Here is a 20,932-nt window from a genome sequence, read left to right on the forward strand (position 1 = left end):
GACTGGACGGTGCCAGGTGATTGATAAGATTATTATATTTTCTTCATCAATGAAATTGAAACTTTTAAGTGCAGTGACAAGTACTCATACGCTAACTTTTTTTGTGATATTAACGTCCGATTCAGGAACGAAGCGGACGAGCTAACTGAGCTGAAGGTCCGTTGCGAGCGAGGAGCGGACATTTACTATTCATACCTGTTTAGCGCCACACTCTTTTGAGTGTTCCGATTGTCCGTACATCAGTGAGTACTCTTCCGGCGTGTTTGAGAGGCGCATTCCAGATCCGAATAGCGCCTCGCTCACCGTAAAAAACTCTTTATACTCTTTTTCCTAAGGTGACCTTGGTGGTTCGCCAATGCTTTTTAACAAGGAGTTGTATTGATGCGGATCTGACGCATAAATCTTATCCAATACGTAGTTTGCCACCTTGGAAATTTCTGGTATCTCCACAGGTTTGAATCCGCGATCAGGGATTGATTCGAGATGTGAAAACTCGTTGTTAAGTCTATTCACAAGAGCTATCGCTGTCGGATCCTCTTCGCCAAAGAATTTCTTGATCCGTTCAAAGGCATCGTTCTTGTCATCATGGTGCGGGAACTTAAAGAACAGAAATGCCTCAAGGAACTTGCGGAGGTTGTTACCGAATCCATAGTATGGTTCATGAGATTCATTCGCTCCACCTTGATTACGGCACTTGTAAATCTGATGAAACAGGTAGTTGAATTCAGTGATGTAGTCTCGCAGATATGAAGGCATCAGGAAAATCTGACTTGCCCCTCCATTTCTCTCAACAATGAAATGTTGGCATCCACCGTGATTCCTCTCATTAGGAAGTGATATTTTCTTTAGATATTTCAAGAAATCTAGGTTGTGAGTGGATATAAAAAGCTGCTTGTAGCGATAGCTGTTTGTTCCATCTGCATTCTTGATGGGTTTCGCAATCAGGCTTTCAATCAAGCTGAACATGAAGAAAATGTGATTTCCGTCTAGGCTGGAAATCGGGTCATCTATATAAATGATCAGATCCTTACCTTTGCTTTCTGGCTCTTCCAACTTGGCTATGAAGTAGCAGAAAGCAATCAAGCTGCATTCGCCTTCGCTCAAGTTGTAGGCAGATTTGCCATCTCTGCTGACTTCAAACTTAACCGAAGTATTCTCAACATTGTCTTTGGCTTCAAGCTCGATGCCGTCATGACCAAAGAAGTGGCTGAGCAACTCATTCACTCGCTCCGCGCCCTTGCGTTCATCCTTCTGCTGACCCTGTAGACGGGTCACTTCGGTTTCTTGTTCAAGAATTTCGGCTTCAGCTTCGGTAAATGCAGTGTTGGCTGTGTCAGCATCTATCTTGAGACTGGCAATACGCGCTAATTCAGTATCGTAGGTGATGTCTGCGATAAAAGACGCCACATCGGTAAGCCGTAGAGATTCTCGTGCAGTGCTTTTATCGTTCTCCAGCGAAATTGTGCGGCCATTATTTTTGGCGATCAGATCATTGATGTCGCCCACGCATTGCTGAATTGCAGTCGGATCATGAATATAGACAGGCATGGGAACCTGCTGAAAAATGGCGTTCTTTCTCTTATCCAACGCCGCCTGCAGAGCTTTGAGGTCCTGCATGTAGCCTTTCAGATGTTCAGCAAGTGCTATCCTGCTGGTTTCAAATAATATTTTTTCTTCTGCGTAGAATTTATCGCCAGTCAAAGTCAAGAAGTTAGGAATAGCTTGTATTTCGGTGGCGATAGAAGTCAGACATGAATCGATACTCGACTCCAGAGCCGAGGATTCCTTACTGAAGTGAGAGTCTAATACCTGCCAGATGTCATGAGGAAGATTCTGACGGCAGAATGCGCAAGTGTCCCGCTTATCTTTGTGTAGCGGTATACCTTCCTTCACCCACATCTGGAGAGCCGTCTCATTCAACAACTCCTGAATTGGCAGGGTTGGCTTAATCAATCTTGAAAGGAGTTCTTCAGCTACTTTGCTTATTGATTCGATGTTGAGGTTTATCGATACTGTATCGGTAATATCAGGTAGGGCCTCTTGCTTCAAGAGATTGACCTTGGCTGCTTGTTCTTCGGTTGTCAGAGCTATGAAGCTAGGTTTTTTGACTGAGCCAATGTCTTTTTTGATGCTTTCTATGTTGTAGACAGCAGGACCGTAGATGCGATTCTGTTTAATCTTATTGTTGGCATGAGAACGAAGTTTGCCCTCTAGAGCATCAGACGCAGTTTTATGATTGTCTTTCGTCCGATCTCGCTCTTTCTTTTTAGCTTCAAGCTCATGTCGGAGGCCCGCCTTCGATTCAACACTGCCTAGTCTAGTTTGAATTGCGGTAATGGCATCTTCGATTTCTTTGTTCTTTTCACCAACGATAGCAAACGTCTTGATCTCGCCGTCGGTCTGATTGACCAAGAAGCTTAGGTTATCGCTCACAAAATCCCGGTTGTAGACCCGAACATCGTAGCCATGACCGGCAAGGCCTACCTGTGTCACATCACCTTTGTCACCACGAATAGTGAAATTTGGGTCCACGTAGTTGTGTGGAATGCGCCCCGTTTCCAAAGCGCGGAAAATTCGCGAGAGTGTAGTTTTACCAGAGTAGTTCCGTCCGTAGAGGATGTTGAGCCTCTTGAAATTCTGGACGTTGTTGCCTGCATCCTTAAGGCTATTTTTCCAACTGAGGTCCGTAAAACTACCGAAACTACCGATGTCAACCTGGCTAAACATGAACACTCCCCTAGCGCTGGCTATAGGTTGCCAATTTGCAATTGAAACAGATTGTTAATCTAGTCTACTCTGAGTTTAAGGAATGTTTGAATAGGTTATTGATACATTTGATGAATAATTTTATGAACTGAAATTCAACATCCATCTAAATGCCCCTCAAAAAGTTCATAGGTTGAGGTTGGGTAATGAAGCTGGGACCTGCTCCCACCTGGTTGAAGAACATAGAACGTTAGCTATGTCCGCTCCTGGCACAGAGCGGACATTACAGCTTGCCCCCCGGGCATCTGAACTTAGCCTTGACATCAGAACCAAGTAATTAGCCCGGCGCACTCATACTTGTCAAACGCGCCTCATGGCTTCATAACGATGCGGCCAAGCGGTTTCGCTGTCTCAGCGAATTCGTGGGCCGCGGCAGCGTTAGCTAGGGAGAAGATGCGGTCAATGACAACCCTGATGCGCCCTGCTGCTACAGCCTGCAACATGTCGTCCACACTTGTCCGAACTCCGGGCCTTTCAAAAAGGGGTCCCATGAATACTCCCATAAGCGTCTGGTTAGACTGCATTGCCGGCCATAAGTCGACAGTCAGACTGCCACCGCCGGCATTACCGACGAAGACGAGACGTCCTTCCGGAGCGAGTGCAGAAAGCGAAGCAGGCAACGTCGTCCCCACCGGATCGATGACGAGGTTAACACCGGTGCCATGGGTGTACTGTCGGACACTTTCCACGATGTTATCCTTTGTACGATCCACGACATGATCGGCACCAAATTCACGCAACCGACCTCGTCGCTGCGTTCCGCTTACCACGGCGATGACCGTTGCGCCTGCTTGTGAGGCAAGCTGAACGGCCGCGAGCCCCACGCCACCCGCTGCAGCCTGAATAAGAACGGTTTCTCCTTGCCGGAGCATGCCTCGTGCGAAAAGGCAATGATGCGCGGTTCCAAATGAAATCGGCAAGGCCGCCGCTTCTGCCATACCCACCCCATCCGGTATAAGCCAAGAGCGTTCCGTGGGTACCGCCCAACGTTCCGCATGCGATCCCTGCATGTGAAAAGCAGCGACTCTGTCCCCAACCCTACGGCTACGGACTTTCGATCCGACTGCAACCACTGTGCCCGCGGCCGAGTATCCGATAACCCATGAAGGATGAGGCGGCGGAGTTGAACGGCGGTTAATCAGATCTCCCCCTTCAATCGAGATAGCCTCGACAGAAATAAGGATGTCGTCAGGCCCTGTGACCGGATCGGGGATATCGACATATTTCAGAACGCCGGGAGCACCTTCCGCGTCATAAACCGCTGCTTTCATAAATTTTCCTCTGTCTCATCAGTCAATCCGGACCGTCGGGCAAAGTACCCCGATCCGGCATACACCTCTACAGACTGCGCGGGTTACCCTGGTGCATTTTCGACTGGCGGAAAGACCCGTCACGCACAGGGCAGCCTGACAATCACCTTAATCTCAAACTTGAATCCGTAAAGCCACGTCACGCCGAGCCCGGTCAACGTAGGGTAAGGCGCTTCCCCCCAATATTCTGGCAGGATACTCCAGATAGCGTCGAGGTACATTCCCCCTGTAGGAGACAGAATCAACGCCCCCTAGTAGAGGTAGACATAGTAGTGATGACCAAATGCTACATGGCCACTCAACTAAGATTTAAGTAACCAGCGCTTATTGGTGGTCATTCTGGTGGTCTTGACAGAAGGGGAATTCAGGTTTAGCTTGTTTATCAGCCAGTTAATGGCAAAGGTGATCCCAGTCAGAGGAGCCATATTTGAAAAGCCTGCTTTTGAAGCAGGCTTTTTGCTTTTCTGCGTCCTGCGTTAACTTAAAATTGCATCCAGCCTGGCAAGCACTTCATTTACCACAGCGTCTGGTATGCTTTCCAGCCGCTTGCCGTTCCGGGCAGCCATATCAATGGTTCTGGGCTGGTCGCAGCGAATAACGCCCGTTGTTTTTGTCCCTGCCCCTTCCAGTGAAACGGTGAAACCTGCCGTGCGAGCAAAGTACCGCTAAAGCGCTTCCTGCTGCATGTCGGCGCCGATCTCAGCGCGCTTGTCGACTTTCAGTGCGCGGATCGCTTGATATGGCCACCGCGCTGCATCCGAAAACCCTTCTGGCGCTGGATTTTGCCGGTAAGTCGTTGGCTGTGGAGTATGGTTTTCCGCTACGATTGCGGGAGCCGACCAAACTGAGGTTCAAAAACGCTAGGTATATCGCCGCCATTTTCGTCAGCGATACCAACCCCGGCGGCTACCGGGAGGATCGGGGCTACAATGGGTTTAGCGGTATTTAGCGCTAGCACTGCCCCGGAACCGAGCAGCGTTAACGGCGCGGGATGGCGACCGGACGATAAAGCCGCAGAAGCGTCAGGCGTACAGACAATACAAAAGAGCGTGATAAAATCAGTTTTTCATCCCGTCTATTTTCACCCGCCGTTTCACATGCTATTGCTGCAGGATATTTTTATTCATCGACATTACCCATGTTATAAATGTTCTCAGGGGGACCGGGATATGTTTGCGGCTCGGATAGTAAATATTAAAATGATCGGCAGGATAACGATAATCAGACAGTAAGCGGACAAGCCCGCCTTCTTTAATTTTATCCTGAACCAGATTCTCATATACAAAGGCAATACCTAATCCGGATTCCGCAGCCTGTATCATCGCCGCATCGGAATCCATCACCAGATCGCCCTTCACAGCCACTTCCGTTATAACGCCTGTAGCGCTAATAAACTCCCAGCGGTACAGATCCCCACCTGGAAAGCAACGATTAATGCATCTGAAATTAACGAGATCTTTTGGTGAAGAGGGTGCACCGCATTTTTTTATAAAATCCGCACTCGCCACTGGAATAAGAGATAGCGGCTCTCCAAAGGGTATGGCAATCATATCTTTAGGCACATCTTGCGTATAGCGTATACCCGCATCAAATCCTGAATCTATAATATTGACTTTTCTGTCCGTGGTGAATAACTCAAGTTTAATATCCGGATACTCATTTTTGAACGGTGCGAAGTAACGTTGAAAGTAGAGATCCAGCACAATGCGTGGCAAATTGAGTCTCACCACCCCTTCCGGCTTTGCTCTGTGCTCATTAAGGTTATCAATCACCCGCCTGTAGTCATTGAGCACAGGAGTAACGTCATTCAGAAACTCCTGGCCGATAGCGGTCAGGGAAAGACTGCGCGTAGAACGATTTAAAAGCCTCGCGCCCAGTTTCTCTTCCAGATTATTTATGGCAATAGTTAACGTTGGTGGAGAAATATTCAACTCTTTTGCTGCCTGACGAAAACTTCCATGCTTCACAATAAGAACAAGCATTTCTACATGTTGCAATTCGGGAATATTTTTCATTGTTAACATCCGTAAAATACTGCATTAGAAAGAGATTAATTGTTGTGAATGGAAAAGGGAAGTATATATTTCAGCACATTGTACGAGTGAGGAAAATAAAATGGAAACACGTTATCTGGGAAAGAACAAATTTCAGGTGTCGGCATTAGGTCTGGGTTGTATGGGAATGAATTTTGCCTATGGCGGAGCCGAAGAGTCGCAGGCAATTAACACCATTCACGCTGCGGTTGATTTGGGCGTCACCTTCCTTGATACCGCAGAAGTTTATGGCCCATTTGATAATGAAGTGCTGATCGGAAAAGCAATCAAAGACGTTCGCGACAAGGTACAGATTGCGACCAAATTTGGTTTCCGCATTCTTCCTGGCGGTCAGGGGCTTGAGCGTATGGCCGGCGTTGACAGCCGTCCTGAACATATCCGCGAGGCGGTAGAAGGCTCCCTAAAACGTCTCAACGTCGAGACTATTGATCTCCTTTATCAGCACCGCGTTGATCCCACCGTCCCCGTTGAAGACGTGGTGGGAACAATGGCAGATCTGGTCAAGGAAGGGAAAATTCTCCATATCGGACTTTCCGAGGTCTCTGCCAATACTTTACGCCGGGCCTGTGAAGTTCATCCGATCGCCGCCGTTCAGACCGAATATTCTCTCTGGACCCGCGAGCCGGAAGAAAACATTCTTAAAACTTGCCGCGAATTAGGGGTAGGATTTGTGCCCTATAGCCCGCTGGGTCGTGGATTTTTAACCGGCAAAATCACCGATCGGTCCGGCTTCGCCGAGGATGATTTTCGGCGCAATCTTCCTCGCTTCCAGCACGATGCCATGCGGAAAAACCAGCAGCTACTCAGCCAGCTGCGGGATGTGGCCGATAAATATCGCTCTACCCTGGCCCAGCTCGCTCTCGCGTGGGTGATGAGTAAAGGCGATGATATTGTCCCCATTCCCGGCGCGCGCCAAATCGCGCATTTGCAGGATAATGCCGGCGCAGCCAGCCTGGCTATTTCCGATGTTGATATTAAACTCATCGATCGTATCTTTACCCCTGACAATATTCACGGATTAAGATATACCCAAGGTGATTTTCATTTAATCGATAAGTAATATCCTGCTATAAATTCTCCCGCCTTTCCGGTGGGAGCTAAGGTTTACCGTCTCGCGCACATTTCTCCTCCACCGCGCCAGTTTGCTGGCGCCACGCGGTAACCTCCTCATCAAGCCAGGCCTTAAATAGAATGGCTTCGTTTTTCTGCTCTGCGCCCTGCGATGAAACCAGCCAGTAAGGCCACGGATAAGGGGCGGTGAAAGACGTAAGCTGTACCAGCTCACCTCTGGAGAGCGCATCCTGGACTAAAGAGCGGCGTTCCAGCGCGATACCTTTACCGAGCCGGACGGCCTCCAGCACCAGGTTTGAGTCGTTGATGCACAGACCGCCTGGCACAATCTCTCTTTCAAGCCCCGCGTTGATACACCATGCTTTCCACGACTCCATGGAAAAGATAATGTTGCTCTTCGCTATCTCTGACGGCGTACGGGGGAGCACGCCGCCGTTATAGGTTGGCGCGGCCACAACGATAAGCTGATCGGAGAAAAGGTAATGGCTCTCCGTTCCTTCCCAGTCGCCTTTTCCCATGCGTATAGCCAAATCCGCCCCTTCCTGCTGCATGCTGGTTATCGCCAGGCTCGCCTGTATTCGCAGCGAGATATGGGGGTATTTCTCCCGAAACCGTTCCAGGCGAGGCAACAACCAGTGGCAGCCGAACGAGGGCACCATCGCCAAGGTCAGCTCCTGCCGGCGGGGGTTGACCTGCACCAGCCGGGTGGCATCAGCAATATGGTGCAAAGCCTCGCGGACCTGTAAGGCATAGAGCCGCCCTTCTTCATTAATCTGCACGCCGCGGCCGTGACGGATAAACAGCTTGAGGCCGACCATCTCCTCCAGCACTTTAATCTGCTGGCTGATGGCTGAATGCGTAACGTGTAGCTCTTTCGCCGCCAGCGTCACGCTGCCAAGACGCGCCACGGCTTCAAAACTACGTAAACTCGCAATAGGGGGAAAATCCGCCATGTTACCGCTCCCACAACCTGACGCGTAAAACGTGACCCACAATCTGTCAGTAATACTAACCCAACCCGTAAGATACTGAAGATATTCGCCATGACGAATTTACTGTACTGTTTCTTCACCGCCGGCAATGAAGCATTAACCCCAGCCTATTTCACCAGCACAGGAAAACAGGAATCATGATGAAGCTTATTGGCATGATGGATTCGCCTTATGTAAGGCGCGTGGCGATTTCCCTTGAACTCTACGGCGTCGAGTTTGCAAGTCACCCGCTGTCCGTATTCAGCAGCTTTGAAGCCTTTTCCAGGATAAACCCTGCGGTCAAAGCGCCGACGCTGGTGCTGGATAACGGAATTCGCCTGATGGATTCGTCGCTGATACTCTCTTATTTTGAAGCCCAGGCCGCCCCGGGGCGCAAGCTGCTGCCGGTCGCGCCGGACGCGCTGGCAAGCGATCTGCAAACGCTGGGCTTTATTCTCGCCGCGGGTGAAAAGGCGGTACAAAATGTCTATGAACACAATCTGCGCCCGGCGGAAAAGCAGCATAATCCGTGGATAGCGCGCATCACGACTCAGCTGCTGGCAGCCTGCACGGAGTGGAACAGGCTACTGGAGGAGCGTCTGGAGGAGCGTCCGGCGGCCGCGGTTCCCGATCAGGTGGCCGTAACGAGTACGGTTATCTGGACCTTTATTCAGTCAACGATCCCTCACGTGGTTCATGCGGGAGACTTTAATCATATCCGGTCCGTTGCCGAATTATTTGAAACCCATAGCGCCTTTAAAAAACATCCCTTTAGCTAAAGCATCAGCTCAATACGATGAAGCTAAACCCTGAACGTGAATCGCCACGACAACCGAGAGCGCCCGGCAACCGCGGGCGCGTTATCCTGATGGAAGACATCGCCTGGCGTGAGGGAAAGGGTTAAAAACCGCTACCGGCGTGCAGTGCTGCACGACCAATTTCCACCGGCATCCCTGAACGGCGTTCAAGCGCCTGCTCCGCGTGATTCACATCCACCCCCTCGCCCTTCACAAAGGCCTGAATCGCCGGCGTGATGGGGAGCGGCACCTTCCGGTCAGATTCATACTCCGCGCGATTACGCGACAACGGTTCGTGAACTTCAACCCAGCGGCTGCCGTCCGGCTCGGCGGTATACTTCACCGGCTGGTCGATGATTTGCACGCGCGTCCCGACCGGAACGGTATCAAACAGGTATTTGATGTCGTCGTTACGCAGGCGGATGCAGCCCTGGCTCACGCGCAGGCCAATGCCGAAATTGGCGTTGGTGCCGTGGATCGCGTAGAGCCTGCCGATGTAAATCGCGTACAGGCCCATGGGATTATCCGGCCCTGCGGGCACAAACGCGGGCAGGCTTTCGCCACGGCTGGCGTATTCACGACGGGTATTGGCGGTGGGCGTCCAGGTCGGCGCCTCCTGCTTACGCTCCACGGCGGTGACCCAGTTACGGGGAGTTTCGCGTCCTGCCTGGCCAATGCCAATCGGCAGAACGTCAACCGTTGTGCCATCGGGCGGATAGTAGTAGAGACGCATTTCGGCCACGTTGATCACGATCCCGTTGCGAACCGTGGCGGGCAGGATAAGCTGCTGCGGGACCACCAGCGTGGAGCCCGACTTCGGCAGGTACACGTCGACGCCGGGGTTGGCCTCAAGCATATTACTCAGGCCCTGACCGTACTGAGCGGCGAAGGCCTCCAGCGGCTGGGTATTGTGTTGCGGAATGGTGATGGTCAGCGGGCTGCCCACCAGGCGGCTTCCTTCCGGCGGCAACGGATAGCTCACCGCCAGAGCGCTCTGGCTGGTGAGGATCATAATAAGAGAACAAAGCAGTTTCACACGCCGCACAATTTCCCTTCCTTTGTGGCGATAATCGTGAATGAATTATAGCTTCGTTTACTCTTTCATATCTGATTTATCATCCTGCTAAATCTGATAATCGATTGCGGCCTCTTCCGGCTCCATCGCCTGACGTTTAATTTCCTCCAGCGACAGCCCCGCGTTACACAGTTCAATAAAGCGCCAGACGTAATTTCGCTGCAGCTGACCGCGCTTCAGGCCCAGCCAGACGGTATTGGCATCGAACAGATGGCGGGTATCGAGACGCGTAAAGGTATCAGATTCCCGCGCGTCGCCTGACTGCTCCGCCACCAGCCCTACGCCCAGCCCCAGCTCGACGTAGGTTTTGATAACGTCGGAGTCCTGAGCGCTTAATACGATATCCGGCATCAGCCCTTTACGGTTAAAGGCTTCGTCAATACGTGAACGCCCGGTAATCCCCTGGCGATAGGTAATGAGCGGCCAGCGGGCGATGGCATCGAGGGTTAACGGCGTCACCTGGGTCAGCGGGTGATCTTTGGGGACCAGCAGGCTGTGGTGCCAGCGGAACCAGGGGAAAGCCACCAGCGTCGGGTCGTTGCTCAAGCGCTCGCTGGCGATGCCGATATCCGCGCCGCCGTTGTGCAGCAGCGCTTCAATTTCCTGCGGCGTCCCCTGAACTAATTCAAGACGCACGTCGGAAAAGAGTTCGCGGAAGGCTTTGATCACCGGCGGCAGGCTATAGCGCGCCTGGGTGTGGGTGGTGGCGATGGTTAAGACGCCGGACGCATCGTTGGTAAACAGGTCCGCCAGGCGACGAACGTTGCTGGCTTCATTCAGAATACGCTCGGCAATCGACAGCAACGCTTTGCCCGGCTCCGTCATCCCCAGCAGGCGTTTGCCGCGGCGGATAAAAATCTCGATCCCCAGCTCTTCTTCCAGTTCACGAATATGACGGCTGACGCCCGATTGCGATGTATAGAGCATATTGGCGACTTCCGTCAGGTTGTAATCCTGACGGGCCGCTTCACGAATAATTTTGAGTTGCTGGAAGTTCACCCTTTCCTCCGGGCTATCAGACATAACATATGCACTATTGTTAAAGTCTGTTGTCCCTGCTAACAAATAATAAAAACCAGCAACTTATTCCATTCAGGAATATAGCCTAACTTACTAACAATAATTCACGGTTTTCCAGCGACGGACGGCTCACCAGCGACATTAAAATTTCCTTAACCGCCTGCGCCTGCGGCGACAGACTGCCGCGTGCCGACATATTGACCGACAGCGACAGGCTCATTGACGGCGTGCTGATGCGCGCCATCCAGCCATTCGCCGCGCTGCACAGCGAACGGGCGGCGGACTCAGGCAGAACGGTGACGCCCATGCCGCTGGCAATAGCCGCCGTCAGGGTGGTAATGGATTCAATTTCGCCGATAATTTTTGCCGACAGTCGACGCAGAGTGAAGGCTTCGGTGACCCTTGCGCGAACGGCGCTGTAATCACGCGGCAGGAACAGATTCATTTCCGCAACCGCCGTCAAATCCACGCTCTGCCCCGGGCAATCCCGGGTTCCGACCAGGTAGAGATCTTCCTTCAGCAGCGGCTGACTGACGATCCCGGCGACCGGGGAACGTTCATAGAGCACGGCCATATCCAGCTGACCGTCGATAAGCTTATCGTTGAGGATCGTTCCGCTGCTTTCCTGCAGATAGACCATAACTTCCGGCAGCTCGTTACGCACCGTTTGCAGCAGCGGCATGGTAATGGCCGAAGCCGCCGTGCCCGGAGCCAGCCCAATTGACACCTGGCCGCTTAGCGTCTGACCGACGTTGTTAACCGCCAGCTGCGCCTGCTCGCACTGACGCAGGATAGTCCGGGCGTGGGTGTAAAGGATCTTGCCCGCTTCGGTCGGCGTCACGCCGCGCTTGGTGCGGATCAACAGCTGCTGGTCCAGCTCGCCTTCCAGGGTCGCAACCTGCTGGCTCAGCGCCGGTTGTGCGATGTGCAAGACTTCAGCGGCCTGGGTCAGACTGCCGATATCGACGATTTTCACAAAATACTTCAGTCGTCTTAAGTTCATTTTGCCTCCTGTAAGGAACACCAGTACCAACACTGGCCGTTTAGATGCAGAAGGTTTTGCAATTTGCTTGCCAGCTTTTTTGCAGGGACGCAAATGCCGCTGCAGGCCGCGTAATAAGGGATACTGATAGCAAACCGCGATTTTGTTGCCCGGTAAGCGGATTGCGGTATGCCCCATTAGGGGTATAAATGCACCGCAACGGTGCATCCGGCGGCGCAATGCCGTAAAAACAGGCACTCTGCTGAAATTGTCGGCAAACGAACAAGTTAAGGTGATTCAGGCTTTGACAAGGGGGATGGTCATCGTTAATATGCGCCCCGTTCACACGATTCCTCTGTAGTTCAGTCGGTAGAACGGCGGACTGTTAATCCGTATGTCACTGGTTCGAGTCCAGTCAGAGGAGCCAAATTTAAGAAGCCTGCTTTCGAGCGGGCTTTTTGCTTTCTTACTCTCTCATTTCAGCCAGATCGTCTTCTTTAGTAACCCCCCGCACGCGTTCTGCAACCGCCTCACTCCTCTGGCTGTAACAGAGGAAAAACCCCATAACTTATTAATATCAATTGTTTACGCAAATAAACGAGGGTGAGTACAGGCTGCGGACGATCCAGCCATTTTTCATCTTTTGTATCTTAATATAGCGTCCCGAGTCCGGATCGGGGCTAAAAAAGACTTTTTGCATCATTCCCTCGATCATATTGTCGGCTTTCCGCTTCGAGATGGTCGTTTGGGTTAAGTGGTAAATGTTATTAGCTTTCTTTGCATAGATGAAATGATACGATCTTTCGACATTGTACTTGACGTTATCGACTATCACTTTTCCGGAAACGTCAAAATAACCGCTGTTATTTCCCCGCATCAGCAAGAAAGTTTTAAAGTTTGCATCAAAGCCAAATGAGCCCGATTCAATTCGCAAATTTGCGGAACAATCAAAATCGTTTTGCTGATGAAAATGATTTATCAGCCAGCCGCAAACAAAAACAGCAAATAAAATTGACAACAGAACATAAACGCGCTTTACCTTAACGTTATTCAGGAATTTCATAATCAGGCCTATAGTAGTTCTCACATGAATACAGCGCACCTGGTTTTATTTTTGAGTAGATACAGTGGGCCAAAAAAATCCTTCCCTCATTGGCTTTTAATACAGATTCCGAAATATTAAAGTAAAAAACGCTGTTGCCTAAGCACACCATTTTCTGTTTTGCGATCAGCTGGCGGACCAGAACCATCATCTTTTGCTGTTGCTCATTCGGTATGGCGTTAAAAGTTCTGACCGGGCAAGAATCAATGCTTCCCAGATAATAGCCTTCATCCTGGCCGGCCGCAAAAATCAGGCGATATCGGTCGGCACTCACGCTCCAGAAAAGGATAACCAACACAAATAGCGCAAGCAGCGCATAGCCAGACTTTTTTGCCCATCCCGCAGAAAATTTACGTGTTCCCTTATGTGTACAGCCGCTGCTGCTTAACGCAATAGCTTCCGCATCGTTTTCATTACGTATGACAGGGGCTGAATTATCCACCCTCTCAATCAGTATGCTCGCGGACACCATAAACCCAACCCGGGGCACGGTAACGATAATCTCCTCGACACAGCCCATATTCCTGAAGATGGCTCTCAGGTCAGAAATATATTTATTGAGGCTATGGCTAGAGGTCCGCAGCCCATGCGCATCCCAGACTTTTTCAAGTATCTCGTTCCTGTAAACCACATGCTCCCTGTGGTCTAAAAGGAACTTAAGCAGGCGGCTTGTGGTGGCTGTCAGCGTGACGCATGAGTCTTCATCGAGCCATATTAGCCCATCATCGCTCCTGAAATGGATCGTTCCTTGAATTTTGTAGATCATAAACCAGCCTTACAAATAATCCTCAGTCGCACACAATCCGCACATCAGGCACATGCGCAGTATTTTATACTGATAACAACCTTAACTTTATTGTAAATTGAATTTTAACACCTAAAAACCAATAAAAGAGAATACATATAACTAAAAAAAAACACAATGCTATTATTGCCTTCATCGAAACACACGGCGTAACCAGGCCCATCTGAGCTAACCTTGCGCCTGAAACAATATAGACCACCAGAACATCATTCGGGATGTATGAGCTGAACGCGTCCTGAAGCTGTGAGAACCGAGGAGATAAATGATGATTAAATAATACCATCACGCAATTAACTACCTGATACATGAAATGACCAGGGATGATATTTTCACCGCCTGAATTAGCGTCCTGAAGACAGCGTAAAAGCGAGAATCCGGACACCTCTATAGGGATATACACAGGCAGATAAAAAGAAATCTGATTGGCTAAAGATAAAGATGTCAGACATTTATCAAGGAATGTTCCCTAAGAAAATTCCAATACAAAGAGTGTGCCTATTGTTCAGAGCTTAATGATAACTCAACCCTATCATTTTTAATTTACAAAAACCTATAAAAAAACAAATTATAAACCTTTAACACCATTTACAATGAAAATCACAAACAAAAGACCCACAAAATGATAACTTTGCAGTGGTTACGTCTTTTAGAGCCTCAGCTGCATGCCTCATTGAGACGGGTGATGTTAGATTACTCTCAATTCGCTGAATGGTTTTATTAACGATGAGTTAAAGGTCAACCCAAGGATGAGATCGCGTTCAGATATGAATCTATCAACTAATATTTTATCTAAGGATAAATATTTCACTCTGGGCCTGATTGAACTGCTTGGAGTAGAGTTTATTGACAATTTCTTTTTGATTATAGATTTGGACTCTAACGACCTTTCGGGTTCGGAGTGGATTTATTTTTCAAATAAAAACATTGTTGCCTTCGCATCCAGCGACTTAGCTTTTTATAAGTCCGAGCTATTTGAAAAAATAACCGTACTGGACAAAAAAAGTAATACCAGAAGCATCCTGAATTTCTTTTTAAAGAAAGAAACCTCAGGAAATTATCATACAAAGTACCGGCTAAGCCTGCGTGAAAAGCAGATGTTAAGCATGTTAAGCAGAGGGGAAAGCAACCAGGAGATCGCAGAAGAGTTTGGCGTGAAACTTAAGACTATTTATACGCACCGCCGCAACCTGATGAATAAATTAGGTTGTAAAAACAGGATTACGTTTCAAAAGTTATTTTTCAACAATAAATGTTTTTTTAAGTGAAGCATAGCTTCAGGATTATTCATAAACAGGAGTTTTATCATGAACAAATTAGCACTTATCGTTATTTCAGCACTGTCCCTGAGTTCTGCTGCGGCTCTGGCCGATACCGTTACGGTGAACGGCGGTACGGTGCATTTTAAAGGGGAAGTGGTTAACGCGGCCTGCGCAGTCGATGCTGGTTCTATCGACCAGACCGTTCAGTTAGGCCAGGTTCGTTCTGCAAAGCTGGCGACCGCAGGCAACACCAGCACGGCTGTCGGCTTCAATATCCAGCTGAATGATTGTGATACCACCGTCGCCACCAAAGCCTCCGTCGCGTTTACCGGCACGGCGATTGACAGCGCCAACCCAACGGTACTGGCCCTGCAGAACTCCGCCGCGGGCGGCGCGACTAACGTCGGCGTACAGATCCTTGACCGTACCGGTACCCCGCTGGCGCTGGATGGCGCCGCATTCGGCGCGCAAACCACGCTGAACGATGGCACCAACGTTATCCCGTTCCAGGCTCGCTACTACGCGACTGCCGCAGCCACTGCCGGTACCGCTAACGCTGACGCCACCTTTAAAGTGCAGTACGAGTAATTTTTTCATCAGGCAGGGAAGCGCGTCGGGCCAGGACGGCCCGTTATCCGAATAAGAGTAAGGGTGATAACGATGCAAAGAATGAAGTCTGGTCTGTTGATTTTATTGCTCCCACCGCTGGCGCTGGCAGGAAACCAGTGGGACACCATGCTGCCCGGCGGGAACATGCGCTTTCAGGGGATAGTCATTGCCGAGTCCTGTCGCGTTGAAGCGGGCGACCGGCAGATGACGGTCAAGATGGGGCAAATCAGCAGCAATCGGTTTCATTCGGCCGGGGAGGACACCAACCCCGTCCCCTTCGATATTCACCTGCAGGAGTGCAGTACCGCCGTGAGCCAGCGCGTTGGCGTGGCGTTTCACGGCGTCGCCGATGGTAAAAATCCGGACGTCCTCTCGGTTGGCGAGGGTCCGGGGATCGCGACCGGCATTGGCGTTGCCCTGTTTGATAAAACCGGCAGTCAGATCCCGCTCAATGCGCCCGCAGGGGCATGGACGCAGCTGCACACGGGGCCAACGACGCTGCATTTTGTCGCCAAATATCGTTCCACCGGGAATCAGGTCACCGGAGGAGCGGCAAATGCTCAGGCCTGGTTCTCCCTGACCTACCAGTAATCAGCGCCGGTAACAGGAATTCACCGTGAGAAAGAAAGAGATAAGCATGAAAAATAGACGGGCTACCACGCGCGGGATGCGCGGTTTACTGGCAGGACTCCTGCTGCTCTCCACCGCCGGTTTTACCGCTCAGGCGCAGGCCGGCGTGGCGCTGGGCGCGACCCGCGTGATTTATCCGGCCGGACAGAAACAGGCTCAGCTGGCGGTGACCAATAACGACGACAGCACCTATCTGATCCAGTCATGGGTAGAGAACGCCGATGGCGCGAAAGACGGGAGCTTTGTCATTACCCCGCCGCTGTTCGCCATGCAGGGGAAGAAAGAGAATACTCTGCGCATCCTCGATGCCACCAACGGCCGGCTGCCGCAGGACCGGGAAACGCTGTTCTGGATGAACGTCAAAGCAATTCCATCGATGGATAAATCAAAGCTCAGCGAAAACACGCTACAGCTGGCGATTATCAGCCGTATCAAGCTTTATTACCGCCCGGCCAAACTGGCGCTACCGCCGGATCAGGCCGCGGAAAAGCTGAAGTTCCGCCGCAGCGGAAGCTCACTCACGCTGATTAACCCAACCCCTTATTACCAGACGGTCACCGAGCTCAACGCCGGAACCCGGGTGCTGAAAAATGCGCTGGTCCCGCCGATGGGCGAAGCCAGCGTCAGTTTACCGTCCGATGCAGGTCGCGAGATTACATACCGGACGATTAACGACTACGGCGCACTCACCCCGCGTATGAAAGGCGTCATGCAGTAACTGACCGGGGAGCAGCGCTCTCCCCCTGAACGAAAAAAATAACGATGGCCGGGCGACTTTGGACCGGAGGGACTATGTCACATCTGAAATATGGACTCGACCACTTGGGCTCCCGGCGAATGACTCCAGGATCTGCTCGCGTATTCGCGCAGATCCCCCTTGCCCTTTTACTTTCCTCACCGGCTTTTTACGCGCAGGCGGAGCTCTATTTCAACCCACGCTTTCTGGCGGACGATCCCGCCGCCGTGGCGGATCTGTCCGGTTTTGAAAAGGGCCAGGAGCTGCCGCCGGGTACCTATCGCGCGGATATCTACCTGAATGACGGGTATATGACCACCCGCGATATCACCTTTAATGCCGCTGAAAAGGGCCACGGGCTGGCCCCCTGCCTGACCCGCGGACAGCTGGCCAGCATGGGCGTGAATACCGCGGCCATTGCCGGAATCGACGTGCTGGCGGCGGATGCCTGCGTACCGCTAACCGAGATGATCAAAGACGCCACCACCCGCTTTGATGCCGGGCAGCAGCGGCTGTATCTGACCGTGCCCCAGGCGTTTATGGGCAACCGCGCCCGCGGCTATATTCCGCCTGAGCTCTGGGACCACGGAATTAACGCCGGGCTACTGAACTACAACTTCACCGGCAACAACGTGCACAACGACGTCGGCGGCAGCAGCAACTACGCGTACCTGAACCTGCAGAGCGGGCTGAACCTCGGCGCCTGGCGCCTGCGCGACAACACCACCTGGAGCTACAGCAGCAGCGGCAGTTCGACGACCAATGAAAACAAATGGCAGCATATCAACTCGTGGCTTGAGCGTGATATTACGCTACTGCGTTCGCGCCTCACGCTGGGCGACAGCTACACCAACGGCGACGTCTTTGACGGCATTAACTTCCGCGGCGCGCAGCTAGCTTCCGACGACAACATGCTGCCGGACAGCCAGAAGGGTTTCGCCCCGGTCATTCACGGGATTGCCCGGGGCACGGCTCAGGTATCGGTCAAACAGAACGGCTATGAGATCTACCAGAGCACGGTGCCGCCCGGCCCGTTTACCATCAACGATCTCTACGCCGCGGGCAACGGCGGCGACCTGCAGGTGACCATCAAAGAGGCCGACGGCAGCAGCCAGGTGTTCACCGTCCCCTACTCGTCCGTTCCGGTGCTCCAGCGCGAGGGCCATACCCGCTATGCCGTTACCGCCGGTGAGTACCGCAGCGGCAGCAATCAGCAGGAGAAACCTAAATTCTTCCAGGGCACGTTGCTGCAAGGACTCCCGGCGGGCTGGACGCTGTACGGCGGCACCCAGCTGGCGGACCGCTACCGCGCCTTTAACCTCGGCGTGGGGAAAAACATGGGGGAGCTGGGCGCGCTGTCGCTGGATATCACCCAGGCTAACGCCACCCTGCCCGATGACAGCGAGCATCAGGGGCAGTCGGTGCGTTTCCTCTATAACAAGTCGCTGACGGATACCGGCACCAATATTCAGCTGGTGGGCTACCGCTACTCGACCCGCGGCTACTTCAGCTTCGCCGATACCACCTACAGCCGGATGAGCGGCTACAACGTCGAGACCCAGGACGGGGTGATTGAAGTGAAGCCTAAATTCACCGACTACTACAACCTCGCTTACAACAAGCGCGGCAAAGTGCAGCTTAGCGTCACCCAGCAGCTGGGGCGCACCGCCACGCTCTATCTGAGCGGCAGCCACCAGACCTACTGGGGCACCGGCAAGGCCGATCAGCAGCTTCAGGCAGGACTCAACGCCGCCATCGACGATATCAACTGGACGCTCAGCTACAGCCTGACCAAAAACGCCTGGCAGCAGGGGCGCGACCAGATGCTGGCGGTCAACGTCAATATTCCGTTCAGCCACTGGCTGCGTTCCGACAGCAAATCGGCCTGGCGCCACGCCAGCGCCAGCTACAGCATGTCCAACGATCTGAACGGCAGAACCACCAGCCTCGCCGGGCTGTACGGCACGCTGCTGGAGGGCAACAACCTGAGCTACAGCATGCAGACCGGCTACGCCGGCGGCGGTGAGGGCAACAGCGGAGGCACCGGCTACGCGGCGCTGAACTACCGCGGCGGCTACGGCAACGCCAACGTCGGCTACAGCCGCAGCGGCGGCATCAAACAGCTGTACTACGGCCTGAGCGGCGGCGTGCTGGCCCACGCCGACGGCGTCACCCTGAGCCAGCCGATGAACGACACGGTGGTGCTGATCAAAGCCCCCGGCGCAGACAACGTCAAAGTGGAAAACCAGACCGGGGTTCAGACCGACTGGCGCGGCTACGCCGTGCTGCCCTACGCCACCGAATACCGGGAAAACCGGGTGGCGCTGGACACCAACAGCCTGGCCGATAACGTCGACCTGGACGATGCGGTAGCCAGCGTGGTGCCGACCCACGGCGCCATTGTCCGCGCGGAATTTAAGGCCCACGTCGGGCTCAAGCTGCTGATGTCGCTCATCTATAACGGAAAGCCGGTTCCCTTCGGCGCGCTGGTGACTTCTGACGGCAGCCAGGCCAGCAGCATCGTCGCCGATAACGGCCAGGTCTACCTGAGCGGGATGCCGCTGGCGGGCAAAGTGCGGGCGAAATGGGGCGAAGGTCCGAACGCCAGCTGCGAGGCTGACTACAGCCTGCCGCCGGAAAAACAGAACCAGCTGCTGATCCCGCTGTCCGCCGAGTGCCGCTAAGGAGACCATGATGAGAAAAACCCTGTATCTGCTGAGCGCCCTCGTATCGCTGGCGGTCAACAACGCCAGCGCGGCGGACAGCACCATCACCATCAGCGGCTACGTTCGGGATAATGCCTGCGCCGTGGCGGGTGAGTCGAAAGATTTTACCGTCGACCTGATGGATAACGCCGCGAAGCAGTTCCATGCGGTTGGGGCAACCACGCCGCTGGTGCCGTTTCGTATCGTGCTGTCGCCCTGCGGCAGCTCGGTTACCGCGGTGAAGGTCGGCTTTGTTGGCGTTGCCGACAGCATCAATACCGACCTGCTACAGCTCGACGGCGGCGCCTCAGCGGCGGCGGGGATGGGCGTGCAGATCCTTGACGCGCAGCAGACGGCGCTGCCGCTCAATGCCGCATCGTCAGCGATCCCCTGGACCACGCTGACCCCCGGCCAGACCAACACGCTGAACTTTTACGCCCGGCTGATGGCCACCCGGGTACCGGTGACCGCCGGACACGTTAATGCAACCGCAACATTCACGCTTGAATTTCAGTAACCGGAGGCGCTGATGAACCCGACCTATTCCGGATGGCTGCTGGCCGCGATGCTGGCGGCGTCCTCCCCGACGCTACAGGCCGCCGACGTCACCATTACCGTTAACGGCAAAGTGGTGGCCAAACCCTGTACCGTTTCCACCGTTAACGCCACCGTCGATCTCGGCGATCTCTATACCTTTAGCCTGGTCTCCGCCGGCGCCGCTTCGCCCTGGCACAGCGTGGCGCTCACCCTGAGCAACTGCCCGGTCGGCACGTCGCGGGTCACCGCCAGCTTCAGCGGTACGGCGGACGCCACCGGCTATTACAAGAACCAGGGTACCGCCGGCAACATCCAGCTTGAGCTGCAGGATGAGGGCGGCAACACGCTGAACACCGGCGCGAGAAAAGAGGTACAGGTCGACGACGCCACCCAGTCCGCCAGCTTCCCGCTACAGGTCAGAGCGCTGACGGTCAACGGCGGTGCGACGCAAGGAACTATTCAGGCGGTGATTAACGTCACCTATACCTACGCCTGAGCCAGGA

Annotated in this window: 18 protein-coding genes, 1 tRNA gene and 3 pseudogenes; 11 read left to right on the forward strand and 11 right to left on the reverse strand. The window is 52.9% G+C overall.

All coding sequences use genetic code 11. The features are described 5' to 3' along the window. Positions 1-330: 330 nt before the first annotated feature. The 4 genes and pseudogenes from ABLU87_RS05805 to ABLU87_RS05820 all read right to left on the reverse strand — a co-directional run. A complete protein-coding gene (locus ABLU87_RS05805; protein ID WP_227636488.1) occupies positions 331-2,727 on the reverse strand; it encodes an AAA family ATPase in 2,397 nt (798 codons plus the stop codon). A 350-nt stretch (positions 2,728-3,077) separates the two neighbouring features. Next, positions 3,078-4,037 (reverse strand): zinc-binding alcohol dehydrogenase family protein, encoded by a 960-nt coding sequence (locus ABLU87_RS05810; protein ID WP_201158884.1) that lies wholly within the window; start codon positions 4,035-4,037, stop codon positions 3,078-3,080. A gap of 119 nt (positions 4,038-4,156) precedes the next feature. Beyond that, positions 4,157-4,291, reverse strand: a pseudogene (locus ABLU87_RS05815) (RidA family protein); the annotation flags it as partial. A gap of 261 nt (positions 4,292-4,552) precedes the next feature. Next, a pseudogene (locus tag ABLU87_RS05820) lies at positions 4,553-4,732 on the reverse strand (type II toxin-antitoxin system PemK/MazF family toxin); the annotation flags it as partial. A gap of 3 nt (positions 4,733-4,735) precedes the next feature. On the opposite strand from ABLU87_RS05820, the pseudogene ABLU87_RS05825 reads away from it, so the two are divergent. Next, positions 4,736-5,025 (forward strand): annotated as a pseudogene (locus ABLU87_RS05825) (molybdopterin-dependent oxidoreductase); the annotation flags it as partial. A gap of 151 nt (positions 5,026-5,176) precedes the next feature. Here the strand turns inward: ABLU87_RS05825 and ABLU87_RS05830 are convergent. Beyond that, entirely contained in the window at positions 5,177-6,091 is a 915-nt protein-coding gene (locus tag ABLU87_RS05830; protein WP_224293894.1) for a LysR family transcriptional regulator, read from the reverse strand. A 100-nt stretch (positions 6,092-6,191) separates the two neighbouring features. On the opposite strand from ABLU87_RS05830, the gene ABLU87_RS05835 reads away from it, so the two are divergent. Beyond that, complete coding sequence (locus tag ABLU87_RS05835) at positions 6,192-7,190, forward strand: aldo/keto reductase (protein ID WP_128334955.1); 999 nt, start codon at positions 6,192-6,194, stop codon at positions 7,188-7,190. Positions 7,191-7,227: 37 nt separating this feature from the next. On the opposite strand, the gene ABLU87_RS05840 is transcribed toward ABLU87_RS05835, so the two are convergent. Beyond that, positions 7,228-8,154 carry a LysR substrate-binding domain-containing protein gene (locus ABLU87_RS05840; RefSeq protein WP_128334956.1) on the reverse strand — a complete coding sequence of 309 codons (927 nt, stop codon included), beginning with the start codon at positions 8,152-8,154 and terminating at the stop codon, positions 7,228-7,230. A gap of 179 nt (positions 8,155-8,333) precedes the next feature. Between ABLU87_RS05840 and ABLU87_RS05845 the strand changes: the two genes are divergently transcribed. Beyond that, complete coding sequence (locus ABLU87_RS05845) at positions 8,334-8,951, forward strand: glutathione S-transferase (RefSeq protein WP_128334957.1); 618 nt, start codon at positions 8,334-8,336, stop codon at positions 8,949-8,951. A gap of 121 nt (positions 8,952-9,072) precedes the next feature. Here the strand turns inward: ABLU87_RS05845 and ldtA are convergent, their stop codons facing one another. The 3 genes from ldtA to nac all read right to left on the reverse strand — a co-directional run bounded on the left by ldtA (position 9,073) and on the right by nac (position 12,067). Further along, positions 9,073-10,014 (reverse strand): L,D-transpeptidase, encoded by a 942-nt coding sequence (gene ldtA, locus ABLU87_RS05850; protein ID WP_009653331.1) that lies wholly within the window; start codon positions 10,012-10,014, stop codon positions 9,073-9,075. Between the two features lie 78 nt (positions 10,015-10,092). After that, a complete protein-coding gene (gene cbl / locus ABLU87_RS05855; RefSeq protein ID WP_014229985.1) occupies positions 10,093-11,043 on the reverse strand; it encodes an HTH-type transcriptional regulator Cbl in 951 nt (316 codons plus the stop codon). Positions 11,044-11,149: 106 nt separating this feature from the next. Then, positions 11,150-12,067, reverse strand: coding sequence for a nitrogen assimilation transcriptional regulator NAC (gene nac / locus ABLU87_RS05860; protein WP_004852321.1), 918 nt, complete (start codon positions 12,065-12,067; stop codon positions 11,150-11,152). 330 nt (positions 12,068-12,397) lie between these two features. Between nac and ABLU87_RS05865 the strand changes: the two genes are divergently transcribed. Beyond that, positions 12,398-12,473: transfer RNA gene (locus tag ABLU87_RS05865), tRNA-Asn, on the forward strand. Between the two features lie 150 nt (positions 12,474-12,623). Here the strand turns inward: ABLU87_RS05865 and ABLU87_RS05870 are convergent. After that, positions 12,624-13,109, reverse strand: coding sequence for a hypothetical protein (locus ABLU87_RS05870; RefSeq protein WP_046877335.1), 486 nt, complete (start codon positions 13,107-13,109; stop codon positions 12,624-12,626). Then, the gene (locus ABLU87_RS05875; protein WP_025106066.1) at positions 13,093-13,914 is read right to left on the reverse strand and encodes a winged helix-turn-helix domain-containing protein; all 822 of its coding nucleotides are present in this window, start codon (positions 13,912-13,914) and stop codon (positions 13,093-13,095) included. The genes ABLU87_RS05870 and ABLU87_RS05875 overlap by 17 nt, the downstream gene beginning before the upstream one ends. Positions 13,915-14,717: 803 nt before the next feature. On the opposite strand from ABLU87_RS05875, the gene ABLU87_RS05880 reads away from it, so the two are divergent. The 7 genes from ABLU87_RS05880 (at position 14,718) to ABLU87_RS05910 (ending at position 20,925) form a co-directional block, all read left to right on the forward strand. Continuing rightward, positions 14,718-15,218: a LuxR C-terminal-related transcriptional regulator gene (locus ABLU87_RS05880; protein ID WP_009653324.1), complete on the forward strand. Its 501-nt coding sequence runs from the start codon at positions 14,718-14,720 to the stop codon at positions 15,216-15,218. 39 nt (positions 15,219-15,257) lie between these two features. Next, entirely contained in the window at positions 15,258-15,800 is a 543-nt protein-coding gene (gene fimA, locus ABLU87_RS05885; RefSeq protein ID WP_014229989.1) for a type 1 fimbrial major subunit FimA, read from the forward strand. A gap of 72 nt (positions 15,801-15,872) precedes the next feature. Further along, entirely contained in the window at positions 15,873-16,412 is a 540-nt protein-coding gene (locus tag ABLU87_RS05890; protein WP_014838896.1) for a fimbrial protein, read from the forward strand. A gap of 76 nt (positions 16,413-16,488) precedes the next feature. After that, positions 16,489-17,169, forward strand: coding sequence for a fimbria/pilus periplasmic chaperone (locus ABLU87_RS05895; RefSeq protein ID WP_170927896.1), 681 nt, complete (start codon positions 16,489-16,491; stop codon positions 17,167-17,169). A 74-nt stretch (positions 17,170-17,243) separates the two neighbouring features. Then, complete coding sequence (locus ABLU87_RS05900; protein ID WP_128334990.1) at positions 17,244-19,871, forward strand: fimbrial biogenesis usher protein; 2,628 nt, start codon at positions 17,244-17,246, stop codon at positions 19,869-19,871. A gap of 10 nt (positions 19,872-19,881) precedes the next feature. Further along, positions 19,882-20,409 carry a fimbrial protein gene (locus ABLU87_RS05905; RefSeq protein WP_014229993.1) on the forward strand — a complete coding sequence of 176 codons (528 nt, stop codon included), beginning with the start codon at positions 19,882-19,884 and terminating at the stop codon, positions 20,407-20,409. 12 nt (positions 20,410-20,421) lie between these two features. Further along, on the forward strand, positions 20,422-20,925 hold the full coding sequence (locus ABLU87_RS05910) for a fimbrial protein (protein WP_348865952.1): 504 nt from the start codon (positions 20,422-20,424) through the stop codon (positions 20,923-20,925). The last annotated feature ends 7 nt before the right edge of the window (positions 20,926-20,932 follow it).

It is taken from the genome of Klebsiella sp. CB_Kp196, from assembly GCF_040061575.1.
GTDB lineage: Bacteria > Pseudomonadota > Gammaproteobacteria > Enterobacterales > Enterobacteriaceae > Klebsiella > Klebsiella michiganensis.

What these genes read in the sequence shown, in the direction of transcription:
- ABLU87_RS05905 (WP_014229993.1), top strand. Translation starts at nt 19,882, where the DNA reads ATGAGAAAAACCCTGTATCTGCTGAGCGCCCTCGTATCGCTGGCGGTC.
- ABLU87_RS05875 (WP_025106066.1), bottom strand. Translation starts at nt 13,914, where the DNA reads ATGATCTACAAAATTCAAGGAACGATCCATTTCAGGAGCGATGATGGG.
- ABLU87_RS05910 (WP_348865952.1), top strand. Translation starts at nt 20,422, where the DNA reads ATGAACCCGACCTATTCCGGATGGCTGCTGGCCGCGATGCTGGCGGCG.
- ABLU87_RS05895 (WP_170927896.1), top strand. Translation starts at nt 16,489, where the DNA reads ATGCGCGGTTTACTGGCAGGACTCCTGCTGCTCTCCACCGCCGGTTTT.
- ABLU87_RS05900 (WP_128334990.1), top strand. Translation starts at nt 17,244, where the DNA reads ATGTCACATCTGAAATATGGACTCGACCACTTGGGCTCCCGGCGAATG.
- ABLU87_RS05805 (WP_227636488.1), bottom strand. Translation starts at nt 2,727, where the DNA reads ATGTTTAGCCAGGTTGACATCGGTAGTTTCGGTAGTTTTACGGACCTC.
- fimA (WP_014229989.1), top strand. Translation starts at nt 15,258, where the DNA reads ATGAACAAATTAGCACTTATCGTTATTTCAGCACTGTCCCTGAGTTCT.
- ABLU87_RS05870 (WP_046877335.1), bottom strand. Translation starts at nt 13,109, where the DNA reads ATGAAATTCCTGAATAACGTTAAGGTAAAGCGCGTTTATGTTCTGTTG.
- ABLU87_RS05845 (WP_128334957.1), top strand. Translation starts at nt 8,334, where the DNA reads ATGAAGCTTATTGGCATGATGGATTCGCCTTATGTAAGGCGCGTGGCG.
- nac (WP_004852321.1), bottom strand. Translation starts at nt 12,067, where the DNA reads ATGAACTTAAGACGACTGAAGTATTTTGTGAAAATCGTCGATATCGGC.
- ABLU87_RS05835 (WP_128334955.1), top strand. Translation starts at nt 6,192, where the DNA reads ATGGAAACACGTTATCTGGGAAAGAACAAATTTCAGGTGTCGGCATTA.
- ABLU87_RS05880 (WP_009653324.1), top strand. Translation starts at nt 14,718, where the DNA reads ATGAATCTATCAACTAATATTTTATCTAAGGATAAATATTTCACTCTG.
- ABLU87_RS05830 (WP_224293894.1), bottom strand. Translation starts at nt 6,091, where the DNA reads ATGAAAAATATTCCCGAATTGCAACATGTAGAAATGCTTGTTCTTATT.
- ABLU87_RS05890 (WP_014838896.1), top strand. Translation starts at nt 15,873, where the DNA reads ATGCAAAGAATGAAGTCTGGTCTGTTGATTTTATTGCTCCCACCGCTG.
- ABLU87_RS05810 (WP_201158884.1), bottom strand. Translation starts at nt 4,037, where the DNA reads ATGAAAGCAGCGGTTTATGACGCGGAAGGTGCTCCCGGCGTTCTGAAA.
- ABLU87_RS05840 (WP_128334956.1), bottom strand. Translation starts at nt 8,154, where the DNA reads ATGGCGGATTTTCCCCCTATTGCGAGTTTACGTAGTTTTGAAGCCGTG.